We start from the raw sequence: 14,443 nt of genomic DNA, 5'->3' as shown, positions 1-14,443 counted from the left end.
AAAGAATAAATATCTTATTCTTTCTTTTTTTCAATTGTTTTAATGACAGTGTTTATACGATAATCACCATAATGTAAAACATCTGCAAGAGTCTCTTCTAATTGCTGGTGCGAAGATGTATGAAGAATCATGATATAACACCCATCGCCACTTATACGATACATTTCAGCAATTACGTCCGTTTTTTCGAAAAAGGTTTGAATTTGATTATGATAATGTGGTGCATGCAGAAATAGTGTAACAAACGTCATAATAGACCCTTCTAACTTAGCCCTGTCGATATCTATCGTATATTTTTGAATGACACCTGCCTCTTCTAATTTATTAATTCGTTTCCCAACAGCCTGGCCCGTCAAATGTACTAACTCTCCAATTTCCTTCCAATTCATCCTAGCGTTTTCTTGTAGTAACTTTATAATTTTAAAATCTGTTGAATCAAACATAGCCGTCCCCTTCCTATATAATCACCTTCTATAAGATCTTCATTTCCCCTACAACTCACTTTGAAAATTTTTACAATACAATCAATTAACTCTATTAAGAATTACATTACTATTAACGGCTTTCCTTCTTCCTTACTATGTATTTTTGGATTACTTGTAGGCATCGAAAAAATTGGTACGTGTTCGAAAGAGGCATACAGCAAGCTGGTAAGGACATAACTATATTCGTTGAACATGAGCCTTATAAAGGTGATATGAAACCACAATTTAGCTTTTAAAAACATTTCATTATAAATCCTGTACTGAGCTACAGGATTTTTTTAAGGAAAAATTATTTATGACTCCCTTAAAAAAGCCTTACTACACATACATTGTAGTAAGGCTCTGACTATTTAAGATAAACATTAAACGACTTCATTATCTCTATACAAATAAAGTTTAGCAAATAATGTTACCATCCCCTCCAAGGAAAAGAAACCTTATTTCAACTTTCCTATTGATAAGTTAACACGATAATTCCCGTATTTTAATAGTCGTCCTAGAAAGTTATCTAAGTCTTCATTGGACGCAAAATGTGTTTTTAATAAATAACACCCCTCACCACTTATACGATGCACTTCAGAAATCCCTTCTTCTCCTTGAAAGAAATTCATAAACTCTTGGTGATTAGCTGTTGTTACGAACAAAGTAACAAATGCAGTCACTACTTGTCCTAACTTGATTCGGTTTATTGCAATTGTATATTGTTCAATAATTCCTAGATCCTCTAATCTCCGAATTCGATTTCCTACAGCCTGCCCTGTCATATGTATTTTCTGACCAAGTTCTTTCCATTGTATTCTCGAGTTTTCTCCTAATAATTTCAGTATCTCAAAATCTGTTTGATCAATGATATAAACCAATCCTTTCACCGTGAAAGTAGAAAGCCCGAAAGTGTTTCGCCAACTTATTCTGCTTATCGATACAATTCACTATACTTAGTTTATCCTCTTACATCACATTGTTTATCAGTTATATTTACTTATAACACAGAGGACGCAACAAAAAATACATCTAGATTTAAAGGAGGTTACAAATATGTTATTACAAGAAATTCTATCGTTCAATGAACAATTTGTAGAAAATAAGGACTACGCTCCTCGTGAAGCGACAAAAATGCCTAAAAAACGTATGGTTGTTGTTTCTTGCATGGATGCTCGTTTAATTGAGCTACTTCCAAAAGCTTTAGATATACATGATGGTGATGCAAAAGTTATCAGAAATGCAGGCGGTAAAATTGCTTCTGCTTTCGATAGTGTTATGCAAAGTGTTGTAGCGTCAGTATACGATTTAAATGCAGATGAAATCTTCCTTATTGGACACCATAGATGTGGTGCGAGCCAAACGAATCCAAAAGGAACACTTCAAAAAATATTAGATCGCGGAGTAGCTTCACCAGAAATTTTATCAGCAATTGAATATGCTGGTATTAACCTTGAAAAATGGTTATTCGGATTCGATGATGTTTGCGACTCAACGCAAGCTAATGTTGATTTAGTAAGAAACCATCCACTTATCCCAAAAGATGTTCCTGTACATGGTTTAGTTATTGACCCTCACACAGGTAAATTAGATGTAGTGGTTGATGGATATAAAGCATTAAATAGTGAAACAAAATAATAATTATTACGTACATGAAGGGAAGTTATTAAATATGAAAAAACAAGTATTAGATATGAATAGACAAGAAGCTACGCAAAAAATTCTAGCGGCAAAAATTAAAAAAGGGTTAACTTGGGAAGAGATTGCACAAGTAAGTGAAAACTCTGAGACTTGGGTTGTAACAGCGTTATTAGGACAAGCTACAATGACACGTCCAGAAGCAGAAAAAATCGGTAAACTATTAGAATTAGATGAAGAAGTAGTTCAAGCATTAACAGTAGTTCCACTTCGTGGCCAAGTAATGGAAATGCCTCCTACTGACCCGATTGCATATCGTTTATATGAAATGATGTTACAATATGCACCAACTATTAGAGAATTAATCTTAGAAAAAGCCGGCGAGGGTGTAATGAGTGCAATTAACTTCAACCTAGGTGTGGATACACAAGAAGATCCACAAGGTGGCGACCCTCGTATCGTCATTACACTTAACGGGAAATTCTTACCATTCCGTACATGGTGAATAATCAAAAAATCCATCTATATAATTAAAGTAATTTTATAGATTTACAAAATCCATCCTTTCTAACTGTGTAGAAAGGATGGATTTTAACTATGAAATTCTTTTTCGGCAAAGGAGAATAATATGAATAAAAAACACTTTGATACGAGTTTTAGTATTCTACAATGGTTTGTGTTTTTATTAGCAAATGCAATTGCATTACCTATCATTATTGGTGGCATATTCCATTTACCAATAGAAGATATCTCAACATTAATGCAGCGAACTTTTTTAGTAGTAGGAGTAAGCTCATTTATACAAGCATGGTTTGGGCATCGCTATCCTATTGCGGATGGACCAGCCGGTTCATGGGTAAGTATATTTGTCATATTGGGACAAGTCGCTATGCATCAAGGACAGAGTGCAAAAGATGTATTACAACTTTTAGAAGGTGGTTTAATTATTGCAGGTATATTACTCTTCGTTCTTGGTATAACAGGGCTTGTTCATCGAATCTTACGTTTATTTACCCCTTTAGTTACAGGAACTTTTCTTTTAATCTTAGCACTTCAGCTTAGTGGCGTGTTACTAAAAGGCATGATGGGATTACAAGGATCTGCAACTCATCCTGACTATACAACAGCTACTATTGCTCTCTTTGTTTTTGCCCTTATTACTTTCTTATCAATTAAAGGGAAAGGATGGATGAAAAGTTACGCTGTATTACTTGGAATTTCATGCGGTTGGCTTTTGTATGCAGTATTAGGAAAATCATCTCATATGCCTTCGCACACAACGCTAGTTAAGTTACCAGAGATATTTGCTTGGGGCACACCTAGATTCGATATTGGAATGACTCTAACTGCAACTTTATTTACATTTCTTTTAGTTGCAAATACAATCGCTGCTATTTCGGCTGTAAAACAAGCGACTCCGTTATCTAAAGAAAATGAAAAGCAAACACTGAACCGTGGTGTATGGGTCGGAGGTATATCACATATTATCTCGTCGTTGTTCTCTACAATTGGAATTGTACCATTACCTGCATCGGCAGGATTTATCCAACTAACAGGACAAAGAAAAGTGAAGTCGTTCCTTATAGCAAGTCTTATATTAGCAGGTATTTCTTTTATCCCCTCAATTGTAAGCTTTATATCCTTGCTGCCAGGACCTATTGCAAATGCTGCACTTTTAGCGACGTTTGTCCAAGTAATAGGCATTTCATTTCACTCGATTTTACGTGAAGAATTAAATCAACGCCGATTAACTATATTGGGAATTACATTATTAATCAGTTTAGGAATAATGTTTCTTCCAGAAAGCGCATTTAGCGGAGTTCCTTCTTCCTTACAATATGTTTTAAGTAACGGATTACTCGTAGGTACTATGATCGTTATTTTGCTAGAACAGTTTTGGAAAGAGTAAAATTTATAACTAAGTAAAAAAGCGCCCTGCTTACAGGGCGCTTTTTTATACCTAATGACTAATACTAGCAGTTGGATATAATGTTGTTCCTCCAATTGAAACCTTTATTTCATTTGTTAATGGAACATTTTGTTCATTAATAATTGTTCTCCACCATTCCCATGCAAGACCAGTACATTCTCTAGCTACAATTTTTATATTTTTGGAATTTGGTGGAAGAGGAATAACTGTAGAGTAATGAGCCGTTTTATCCCTGCCGCTACCATCCCATATTTTATGTGTTAGTACCTCTTTTCCATTTTGATCAAATGTGAATTCATCCCAAGATACATCAAATTGAGCAACGTAAGCACCGTAATGATCAAGTGTCATTTTAGCACTTGAATATTCTGTAGTTGTCGTCTCAATATAATCTGTATTGTTATGAACAGCAGCAGTTGCATTATCTTTTAAGAAAGTACTTGTATATGAAATTGGATATGCTGGATTTTTAAGACTTAATTCAGCATTATCTTTAATGATATTTCGGATTTCATTGAAATCTTTAGTAACAACCTTGTTATGCTCTTTCGCATCTCCGCCTAATACTACAGCAGTAAAGGTACTTTCTTCAAAAATATCTTTATACTGTCCACTCGTTTCGACGCTGTTATTCTTAAGTAAAGCTTTAAAAGCAGCTTGTACATCTTTACTCTTAGATGTTGTTTCTAATTTTACATAAACAGTTCTACCATAAGCTACATTTGAAACCATAACAGGTGGAGCCGAATTACTTACACCTTTACGAGTTAACTCACCAAAAGTAACACTATTATCAAAAAGATCGGATGGATTGTTAGGTAGTTCAGCACTTACGGTATAAAATATTTGCTTATATGCCGCTACCATCACTTTCTTCTCTCCATTTGCAACCGCATTAAAATCGATATTTAGACTGTTATCGAGATATTTAGCGTTAACGTTAAGGGCACTTGCGATTTGTGATTTACTATAAACCATAGATTCTGTATACTGCATTCTTGCAGGTAACGTATGTGTTTTAGAGTACTTTTCATTCCAAGTAGATACTAAATCATCTACTGCTCCAGCCACATTACCATATGTCGGATTTTGGACAGTAATTGTATTTTCTTTTCTCATGCCAGGTAAGTCTATACTAATATTCAAAGGCTTTCTCTTAGCCACTAATAAACTCGGTTGATTGTCTGCAAAAGCTTTATTTGCAAGTTGTACCGCTCCTGGATACGTACGATTCACCACAGAATCAATAATCGAAATATCGACTGGTGAAGTTGTAAGTGATTTTTTCTCGCGTTCCACTACTACAAATTTACCATTTGAATTGATACTTTCTTTCGGAACAAAACTCTCTACCTTATCACCATTTACAGCTAAAACCTCTTGATTATTATATTTAAGATTTGCTATACCAGTATCAATGCCACTAGCATTTTTGATTACATCAGTTGCATTACCTACTTGTGTTTCTGCGAAGGAAATAGATGAATAATTAATAGTGCATAGACTAACTAATAAACATGCAAGGAACTTTCTTCTTTTAGTTTTTTTCTTAATATTCAGAAAAATCACCCCGTTCTTTTTTTAGTAAGATATGATAATGATTGATAAATGATTGCTAACTAATAAACCTACATAAATGCTTTTAAAAGTTCTTGAATTAACGGGATTACGCCACCTACAAATTTCAAAACAGCCATTGCGATTTCCATATTATTTCCTCCTTTTTTATTGCTACGAAAATGTGATCTATCTTTATGCCCTCATTATAGTGACCCCTTACACTTTTATCAATACACTCTTATATGCAATATTACATACTAAGAACCAAGCTGAATCCTCATAAAAAGTTATACAGAGATAAAGTGAAACTTTAATCAGTGGGGATTTTCTTCATCCCCCACTGATTATTAGTTGAACCAATCGGACTTTTATGGGCAGTTGACCCCCCACCTAAATTCTTTGCTTTCGCTGAATTTTGAGGTGGGGGTCTTACTGCCCATTAAAGCGGGATAAATTTTTCGTTTAGTAGATACTTGAAAAATTGAAGCATTCCTTTGCATTTTATGAGTAATTTACAAGTTTATTGTTGGGAGCGTCGCAGGACCGAAAATAATGAAATACCTGTAGGACAGAGCTATCATCGGCAATCGCATAAAAAAGCTGCTACCTATAAAATATAGGCAGCAGCTTTTTTCATACTCATTTTGTAATTAATAAACAGCAATCGGCCCATAAGGACCTTGGATAATTTCAATTTTCGTTTCAAAAATATCTGTCAAAAGTATTGGGTCCATAACCTCTTCTACTGTTCCAAAAGCAGCAATTTGTCCATCTTTCATAGCACAAATTTTATCAGAGTATTTAGCTGCAAAATTGATGTCATGCATAACAGTCAAAATTGTTCTTCCAAACTCATTAGCCGCACGTCTTAAATGCTCCATCATTTGAACAGAACGAGCAACATCAAGATTGTTCAGAGGCTCGTCCAATAGCACATATTCAGTCTCTTGGCACAATACCATCGCTACATATGCCCTTTGTCTTTGACCACCAGAAAGCTCATCTAAATATCTATTCTCTAAACTAGTTAAATCTAAGAAATCGATATATTTAGAAATGATAACCTCATCTTCTTTAGTTAATCTACCCTTTGAATAAGGAAAGCGCCCAAATCCAACTAATTGTCTAACAGTGAGCCTCGTTACAAAATGATTTTCTTGTCGCAATATAGTCAGGATTTTTGCTAAGTCTTTTGATTTGGATTCAGAAACATCCATATTCGCTACTTGAATTTGACCTTCATCCATATCTAAGAGTCTTCCAATCATCAAAAGTGTCGTAGACTTTCCAGCGCCATTTGGTCCAATTAAAGAAGTAAAGCCCGCTTTTGGTATTTCAATATCCAAAGGTCCTATTTTCACCTTATCCGTATAGAACTTTTTAACATTATCGATTTTTATCATAAAGCCCTCTTCCTTAAAACTATAGTTAAGAATATGATTCCACCAAATAATTCAATAATAACTGAAACTACCCCTTGAGCATGGAATACATGATACATTAAAAAGTATGCACTCGTCATTATTAAAAATCCTATAGCAAAAGCCATTGGGAAAATATATCTATGATCATAAGTTGACGCCGCCTGATAACTCAAAGTTGCTACTAAAAAGCCGTAGAACGTAAGTGGCCCAATTAGAGCTGTTGAGATAGACATTAAAATAGCTACTAACACAAGCGTATAAATTACACTAGGTTGATATTTAACCCCAAAAGAAGTAGCAACATCCTTTCCTAGTGACAAAACATTCAACTTCTTAGAATGAGCAAAAATTAATACCGCTACAATTATGATCATAGGAATTACAATAGGAAAATATGCAGGGTCTGCATGATTAACAGAACCAAATAATCTCGCTTGTAAAATATCAAATTCTGAAGGCGCAAGTAGTTTTCTCATAAAAGTTGACACAGAATTTAGCCCGGTACCAATAATAATTCCAACTAACAGCATAAGTTGTAAATTCCCATATTTACCGGAAAGTAACCATCCATAAAGTATCAAACTCATGAAGACCATCACAACAACTTGAAATAAAAATGATCCAATTCCATTAAAGTTTATTAATGCACTAGCACCAAAGAAGAATATTGTACTCGTTTGAATTGCCGAATAAAGTGATTCGAAACCTAAAAGTGAAGGAGTAATAATCTTATTATTCGTAATAGATTGGAAAGCAACTGTCGATAAGCTATGGCAAACTGCAGCAATAATCATTGCAACAATAGCTACTATCCTTCTCTTAACAACTGGGATAAAAGAAGGTGAATCTATCGGAACTGGATTGTTATAAACTAAAAGTCCATATGAAGAAAGGAGACCTAAAGCGATCAATGTTATGAGTAAAATCCAATAACGTCTTGCTTCCTTTTTAGAACGAAAAGCACTAGCTGATCTACTTGCATTATGAAGGCTAGAATCGATTTCGACATTTTCTTTATTTTTATATTCTAATGTGATCATCGCAGCCTCCTTGGTTTTCTTTGTCTCAATAGAATAGTAATAAACACGACCGCTCCCACTGTTGCAAGTATTAAAGAAACAGGGACTTCAAAAGGCTTTATAATTGTTCGAGAAATGATGTCACAGGCAGTTATTGTCCCCATTCCAATCACACAAACCCAAGGTAAATTACTTCTAAGATCATCGCCTCTAAACATGGAAACAATGTTTGGCACAATTAATCCTAAGAAAGGTAAGTGTCCAATAACAGCTGCAACAATTCCAACTGCAACAGAGATAAGAGCAGTCCCAAAAAGAACAATTCTATTGTAATTAACGCCAAGGCTTGTTGCGACATCTTCTCCTAGTCCAGCTAAAGTCAATCTATTCGCATACATAAAAATAAGCAAAGTAATGATAACAATCAGCCATAAATATTCATACCTTCCCACCTGAATGTTAGCAAATGAACCTACGAACCAAGTTTCAATACTTTGTGTCATTTGAAAAAGAAGTCCCAAAAAAGTAGACACTGCAGAAATAACTGCTCCAAGCATCAATCCAATAATCGGGACAATTAAAGACGAACGAAGCTTAACTCTTCTTAAAAATAGAAAGAAAATCATAGTTCCTATAAAAGAAAAAATGATTGCACCAGTCATTCTTTGAACTAAAGTCGGGGCAGGAAATAGTAAATACACAAAAAGCAGGCCTAAGCCTGACCATTCAATAGTACCCGTTGTAGTAGGTTCAACAAAACGATTCTGTGTAATGAGTTGCATTACGAGTCCTGCCATCGCCATCGCAGCTCCAGTAAGCATTAATGCAACTGTTCTCGGAACACGAGTGATGAAAAACATCTCCATTCCGTCCTCTTGTCCACGTATATCATAAACTCCAGTAAACAGTGATATAATCCCTAAAATTATAACAACTATAACCGCTATTATAAAAGGTTTTGTCCATATTTTATTGTGATTATAAAACTGGGGTTGAGAAATATTCTCAACCCTAGAAATCATATTTTTTGACACTGTTTCGTACTCCTTTACACTACTTAGCTAAAGTTTTTGCAAGATTTCCAAATAACTCTACATAAGTCTGAATTGATTCATTTGTGTAAGTATCTTCCGGTGCATAAACAACTTGTTTTTTAGAAACAGCAGTTGTGTTTTGAAGAGCTGGTGATTTAGAAATAACATCCTTAGCAGGTGTTGACTTAGCTGCATCAGATGTTGCAGCATCACGATCTAATACGAACAGCCAATCAGGATTTGTTTGTGCGATAGCTTCAACAGAAACGTCATCACCTTTATGACCTGCAGTAGAATTAGACACTTCTAATGCTGGAGTCCAACCGAAAATTTCATACATCGGTCCCCAAACACGACCAGAATGTGGAGCAGCAAAACCAATATTCCCACCAGTAACGATAACACTCATAACTTTATCTTTTCCGTTATAAGCAGATTTTGCTTTTTCAATAGATTTATCAAAATCAGCTACTAATTGTTTAGCTTCTTTATCTTTATCAAAGATTTTTCCTAGAGTAGTTGTAGAATTTTTAAGTCCATCTACTAAATTTTTTCCAGGCGTAGTAGATTTCTCAGAAACATCAAAATTAAGATCAATAACAGCTGCTTTTGGCACTAATTTTTTGATTTCTTCGTAATGATCAGCAAATCTTTGACCAACGATTACAAGTTCAGGGTTTGCCGCTGCAATGATTTCAAGATTTGGTTCGCGGTGATTCCCGATATTTTTAACTGAATCATCCTTTTTATATGCTGAATCTGCAGGCATGATATCCTTTGGAGCAGCCGCTAATTTAATTCCCCAATCAGCTAAAGTTTCAAAAGTTCTATTATCTAAAGCAACTACATTCTTTGGATTTGCAGGGACTTTAACAGTTCCATGAGCATCAGTGATTTCAACCGTTTTTGGCTTATCACTACTATCACCTTTATTAGCTTTCGAAGTTTCCTTACCTGAATCTGAGCAAGCTACTAACATTAAAGTGAAAATTGCTAGAATACTTACTAATTTTAAAAGCATAGTTTTTTTCATACGTATACTCCTTATTATGTAATTTAGTTCGAAAATGATGACGTCCATAGATTGAATTAGATAGTAACTTTCATGTATCTAAATTGCTATTGATAATCATTTTCATTTGAACATCCTGTAAATAAGTATAGTCATTAATTCTGTGAAAATCTTGTGAATGGTGTGAGTTAACAAAATTAAAAACAAATTAGATACAGTCTCCACCAGATCCATCCCCCACACGTACTAACTGATAGATTAGCACCTTATATACCATGATTTCTACTGCAAAAAAGGGCCCATTACATATTCCACTATCTGATAGCAATCTTCTTTTTATAGTTTCCGTCTTTTAATATTTCACAGAAACTATTTTATTATCTTATTTTTATCATTCAACCATTGAATAGCCTCTGCCATGTATCGTTTGAATATATCGGTCTTTCTTCTCGCACTTTAACTTTTTTCTTACATACCCAATATATAAGTCTACTACATTTGGATTTACTACTACGTTATATCCCCAAACCTGATTCAAAAGCATTTCACGGCTCAATATTGTATTTTTATTCTTGATTAAAAATACAAGTAAATCGTACTCACGCTTCGTAAGCGAGAGATTTTTACCACCTTTTTTTACAATATTGCTAGATGCATCAACAAAGAGATCTTTAAATTGAAAAAAGTTTATCTCATTTTGCTGATTATAGTCAGTTCTCCTTAAAATAGCTTGAACCCTCGCTACTAATTCTTCTTTCACAAATGGTTTTCTAATATAATCATCTGCTCCTGCTTGTAGCCCTGCTATACAATCCTTGCTAGAAATATTGTCTGTCACAATAATGATCGGTGTCGTTTTAACAAGTCGTATTTGTCTGCAAATTTCTGGTCCGGATATACTTAATGAATCCCAATCCAATATGATAATATCCCAATCTTGTTCATATATTATATTTAAACCTTCGTTTTCATTGTGAAGTTTTAAAATGAAATGGCCTTCTTTCTTTAGACCGCTTACGATTTTCTTTGCTAAAGACCGTTCATTTTTAATTACTAACACCTGCCTCACCGATGGTTCACCTCTACTTCAATATAACTTAGTTAGATAAAAAATTATCTCAAAAAAAATAATGTAAGATTTATAAATATTAAACTCCTAAAAAAAGCCATTATAACAGCTTATTAGGGGAACTCTATATAATCTTACAATAGATATGGAGACGAATACAAAAGATATGAAGATTTAAATAAATATTATTTAATCATTAAGGTGCAGCTATAGTATCTACCTGATTATCATCAATAACTATTTCTTCATTTTTTGTTTCAGGGATACCGCCCCATCCCCATAACGAGATTTTTATCTTCTACAGTTATTTATGAGAGTACAGCCGAGATACGTATAATTTTAAGTATTAGTCTTGCTTTTATTTTATCTATTTACAATAAAGTTTCTCTCTTGATCTATATGGGTTAACACGAATCACACAATTAAAAACACTTTGTTTTAAACGTCTTTATTGTAAATTAAACAACTTTATTATTTGTATACACCATTACCAGAAAAACTCCCTAAAAAATAGAAAAACAAATAACCAGTTCCTTAACATACAAGAAATCGATTATTTTGTATCTAAACGTACCATTTTCTTTTTTTGATATGATGAGCCCTAATGATATTGCCCAATCCGGTGTAAACTCCTCAATAACAATGGATCTTTTCATATTTCTAATGCACCTTATGTATTTTACGCTTAAACATAATATTAAAATTAGATGAGCGAAGCCACGTCAAGTGAATAGAATTCACTCTTTAAGAATACATAAAATATATACACACAAGTTTAGCCTACTCATTAGTGAACATAGGATTCTATAAATTTTGGAGGGAGAGATATGCCAAAAAAGGTTCTCCTGTTTACAGATTTGGGAATTGATGATGCGTTTGCTATACTGTACACCTTTTTTCGTAAAGACATTCAACTTGTAGGAATTGTAGCCGATTATGGAAATGTATCAAGAGAAAATGTAATAAGAAATATTAACTATTTGAAGTACATTGCGGGAAGAGAAGAGATACCTGTATTCCTTGGTGCTTCTGTGCCGTTGACAGGTATATTGATTCAGTATTTCCCTGAGGTACACGGAAAAGTCGGATTAGGTCCTATTATTCCCCCTGAAATTCCATATCCAATTTACCCCTTAAATGATATTTATCAAATTATAGAATCAAATTTAGAAGATCTTACAATTATCAATTTAGGAAGACTTTCTTCGCTAGCCACGACTTTTGTATTGAATTTAGAAACAATGCGAAACGTAAGAGAATGCATTTGCATGGGGGGAGCTTTTTTCTATCCAGGTAACGTAACTGCTGTGGCTGAAGCTAACTTTTACGCAGACCCTTATGCAGCAAATTTAATTCTGCAGCATGCGAAGAACTTGACAATTATTCCTTTAAATGTGACTCAACATGCGATTGTTACACCTGAAATGGTCCAGCAAATTGATACATTTCATCGGAATACACAAGATCTTGCAGGACTCATCATCAAGCCCATGCTAGACTATTATTATAATTTCTACTCCAAGTCTAATCCTGGTATAAGTGGAAGTCCTATGCATGATTTTGTAACAGTGTGGTATTTGCTAAATCAAGAGGCTGTTAGCCTTTCAAGAGTACCCATTAAAATAATTCCTGATCAAGGAGAAGGATTTGGTCAAAGCATTGCAGATTTTCGCTTTGTTGCTAATCCAGGCTATAAAATGCATAATGTAGCTTTTCAGTTTGATTATGAAAGATTCAAAAAGGATATTATGGAGACGTTCTTAAAGAAGAGAGTATAACATGCTTTATTAATTTCAGATAATAAGAATCACGCGAATAAAAATTCACTTTACTTAATGTACAGAAATTCGAATTTTTTAGGTTAAAATTCGCCTAGTAGGGATCCCCCACATGCCCATCGAACCAAAGAGATTATTTATTAGTTTTGGGGTATTTGCTTTTCCTATCTTGATTGTAATGTGGTCCTTAAAGTGTAACAAGAAGCGTAAAATGGCTATTCTACGCTTCTTGTTACATTTTATTTTCGGAACCATAAGTTTGCCACAAACAAAAAGAACCATAACCTCGCCAATCTGGCAAAGTTATGGTTCATATCATACAAAATAAAAAACCACCAAACAGTTATGTATTGGTGGAGACGGTGGGAGTCGAACCCACGTCCAAAAATATCGGCACTTAAGCTTCTACGAGTGTAGTCGATATATTAGCATTTCGCGAACTCTTCGGCCTATCGACAGGCTTCCAAGTTGCTAGTCTGATTGTTCTCTTCCTTCGCCCTCAGACGGCGAACTCCGGCGTAGTCCACTTAGTTTGAGTCCCTTACCCTACCACATGGACGATGGAGGGAGGAACCTTTAGTGCAATTAAGCAGCTAAAGAAAGATTGTTTTGTTTGCCAATTATAGGCTTTGACGTTTTAACGAGGCCGATCCCCTCGACTCGCAACCTAAGCTCGAACTATCCCTGTCGAATCCGTAACGTCCCCATGATAAAAATGGAGCATACGAAGAAATATCGTGATAGCTACTAAGAGCTGTTTTTCAATGTGCAACAATCTTACATAAGTTATTATAACATACGCGCGTCGTTTTACAAATGTAAATATCTGTATTACATCTTTTGACGATCACGGAACGCGCGTGCAATTTCACGTTTTGCTTCTTTCTCTTTTAAATCGTTACGCTTATCATATTGCTTTTTACCTTTTGCTAAACCAAGTGCCATTTTCGCGAATCCATTTTTCAAATAAATTCTAACTGGAACTAATGCATAGCCTGTTTCTTTTGAAGCACCCGTTAACTTCTCAATTTCTTTTTTATGAAGAAGTAACTTTCTCGTGCGAAGCGGATCATGGTTGAAACGATTCCCTTGCTCATATGTACTAATATGCATATTATGTACCCATACTTCACCATTATGTACACGTGCAAACGCATCTTTCAAGTTCACGCGTCCAGCGCGAATCGACTTAATTTCAGTTCCTTGAAGGACAAGCCCTGCCTCGTATGTTTCTTCGATGAAATAATCATGAAATGCTTTTTTATTTTGTGCAATAACCTTACCTGTACCCTTTGGCATATAACGTCCCTCCTCTATTTTTACTATTGTAACAAATGTTAATAAAAAGCGAAAGCGGCTCGCTCAGAATGTGAGGTGGATGGAGCTTCTGACCTTGAGGCGCTTTTTGCCTCTTGGGAAGAAGCGAAGCCGCCGAACATTCTAGCCACTGTAGCTGGACTTCATTAAAAGCGAAAGCGGCTCGCTCTCAAGCCACCAATAAAAAAGAAAAAGCCC

The 14,443-nt window shown here is 34.8% G+C and carries 13 protein-coding genes, 1 other RNA gene and 1 pseudogene; 5 read left to right on the top strand and 10 right to left on the bottom strand.

Going from position 1 to position 14,443, the window contains the following annotated elements:
• Positions 1 to 14: 14 nt before the first annotated feature.
• Positions 15 to 443 carry an Lrp/AsnC family transcriptional regulator gene (locus tag AABL52_RS02005; RefSeq protein ID WP_061679280.1) on the bottom strand — a complete coding sequence of 143 codons (429 nt, stop codon included), beginning with the start codon at positions 441 to 443 and terminating at the stop codon, positions 15 to 17.
• 191 nt (positions 444 to 634) lie between these two features.
• On the opposite strand from AABL52_RS02005, the pseudogene AABL52_RS27090 reads away from it, so the two are divergent.
• Positions 635 to 721: pseudogene (locus tag AABL52_RS27090) on the top strand (DUF4822 domain-containing protein); the annotation flags it as partial.
• Between the two features lie 201 nt (positions 722 to 922).
• Here AABL52_RS27090 and AABL52_RS02000 read toward each other — a convergent pair.
• Positions 923 to 1,354, bottom strand: coding sequence for an Lrp/AsnC family transcriptional regulator (locus AABL52_RS02000; RefSeq protein ID WP_002008929.1), 432 nt, complete (start codon positions 1,352 to 1,354; stop codon positions 923 to 925).
• A 166-nt stretch (positions 1,355 to 1,520) separates the two neighbouring features.
• On the opposite strand from AABL52_RS02000, the gene AABL52_RS01995 reads away from it, so the two are divergent.
• The 3 genes from AABL52_RS01995 to AABL52_RS01985 all read left to right on the top strand — a co-directional run bounded on the left by AABL52_RS01995 (position 1,521) and on the right by AABL52_RS01985 (position 4,011).
• Entirely contained in the window at positions 1,521 to 2,102 is a 582-nt protein-coding gene (locus AABL52_RS01995) for a beta-class carbonic anhydrase (RefSeq protein ID WP_341518822.1), read from the top strand.
• A gap of 55 nt (positions 2,103 to 2,157) precedes the next feature.
• Positions 2,158 to 2,607, top strand: coding sequence for a cyanase (gene cynS / locus AABL52_RS01990; RefSeq protein ID WP_341519683.1), 450 nt, complete (start codon positions 2,158 to 2,160; stop codon positions 2,605 to 2,607).
• A 123-nt stretch (positions 2,608 to 2,730) separates the two neighbouring features.
• Positions 2,731 to 4,011, top strand: a complete 1,281-nt coding sequence (locus AABL52_RS01985) for a purine/pyrimidine permease (RefSeq protein ID WP_341518821.1) — start codon at positions 2,731 to 2,733, stop codon at positions 4,009 to 4,011.
• 51 nt (positions 4,012 to 4,062) lie between these two features.
• On the opposite strand, the gene alo is transcribed toward AABL52_RS01985, so the two are convergent.
• The 6 genes from alo to AABL52_RS01955 all read right to left on the bottom strand — a co-directional run bounded on the left by alo (position 4,063) and on the right by AABL52_RS01955 (position 11,150).
• On the bottom strand, positions 4,063 to 5,601 hold the full coding sequence (gene alo, locus AABL52_RS01980; RefSeq protein ID WP_341518820.1) for an anthrolysin O/cereolysin O family cholesterol-dependent cytolysin Alo: 1,539 nt from the start codon (positions 5,599 to 5,601) through the stop codon (positions 4,063 to 4,065).
• Positions 5,602 to 6,242: 641 nt separating this feature from the next.
• Positions 6,243 to 6,995, bottom strand: a complete 753-nt coding sequence (locus AABL52_RS01975) for an ABC transporter ATP-binding protein (protein ID WP_064449606.1) — start codon at positions 6,993 to 6,995, stop codon at positions 6,243 to 6,245.
• A complete protein-coding gene (locus AABL52_RS01970; RefSeq protein WP_064449605.1) occupies positions 6,992 to 8,056 on the bottom strand; it encodes an iron chelate uptake ABC transporter family permease subunit in 1,065 nt (354 codons plus the stop codon). Before AABL52_RS01970 ends, AABL52_RS01975 begins: the two co-directional genes overlap by 4 nt.
• Complete coding sequence (locus AABL52_RS01965; RefSeq protein WP_061679285.1) at positions 8,053 to 9,069, bottom strand: ABC transporter permease; 1,017 nt, start codon at positions 9,067 to 9,069, stop codon at positions 8,053 to 8,055. The genes AABL52_RS01970 and AABL52_RS01965 overlap by 4 nt, the downstream gene beginning before the upstream one ends.
• Before the next feature lie 19 nt (positions 9,070 to 9,088).
• Positions 9,089 to 10,102, bottom strand: a complete 1,014-nt coding sequence (locus tag AABL52_RS01960; protein WP_341518819.1) for a siderophore ABC transporter substrate-binding protein — start codon at positions 10,100 to 10,102, stop codon at positions 9,089 to 9,091.
• 370 nt (positions 10,103 to 10,472) lie between these two features.
• The gene (locus tag AABL52_RS01955; RefSeq protein ID WP_151035631.1) at positions 10,473 to 11,150 is read right to left on the bottom strand and encodes a response regulator transcription factor; all 678 of its coding nucleotides are present in this window, start codon (positions 11,148 to 11,150) and stop codon (positions 10,473 to 10,475) included.
• Positions 11,151 to 11,977: 827 nt separating this feature from the next.
• On the opposite strand from AABL52_RS01955, the gene AABL52_RS01950 reads away from it, so the two are divergent.
• Positions 11,978 to 12,928 carry a nucleoside hydrolase gene (locus tag AABL52_RS01950; RefSeq protein WP_001125076.1) on the top strand — a complete coding sequence of 317 codons (951 nt, stop codon included), beginning with the start codon at positions 11,978 to 11,980 and terminating at the stop codon, positions 12,926 to 12,928.
• A gap of 351 nt (positions 12,929 to 13,279) precedes the next feature.
• On the opposite strand, the gene ssrA is transcribed toward AABL52_RS01950, so the two are convergent.
• Positions 13,280 to 13,634: a transfer-messenger RNA gene (gene ssrA, locus AABL52_RS01945) on the bottom strand.
• A gap of 125 nt (positions 13,635 to 13,759) precedes the next feature.
• Positions 13,760 to 14,227 carry an SsrA-binding protein gene (gene smpB, locus AABL52_RS01940; protein ID WP_001123922.1) on the bottom strand — a complete coding sequence of 156 codons (468 nt, stop codon included), beginning with the start codon at positions 14,225 to 14,227 and terminating at the stop codon, positions 13,760 to 13,762.
• Positions 14,228 to 14,443: the final 216 nt, after the last annotated feature.

It is taken from the genome of Bacillus paramobilis, assembly GCF_038096195.1.
In the GTDB taxonomy this organism is placed as follows: domain Bacteria; phylum Bacillota; class Bacilli; order Bacillales; family Bacillaceae_G; genus Bacillus_A; species Bacillus_A mobilis.
Note: the sequence above shows the minus strand (reverse complement) of the source record. Positions and strands in the feature narration are given on the sequence as shown.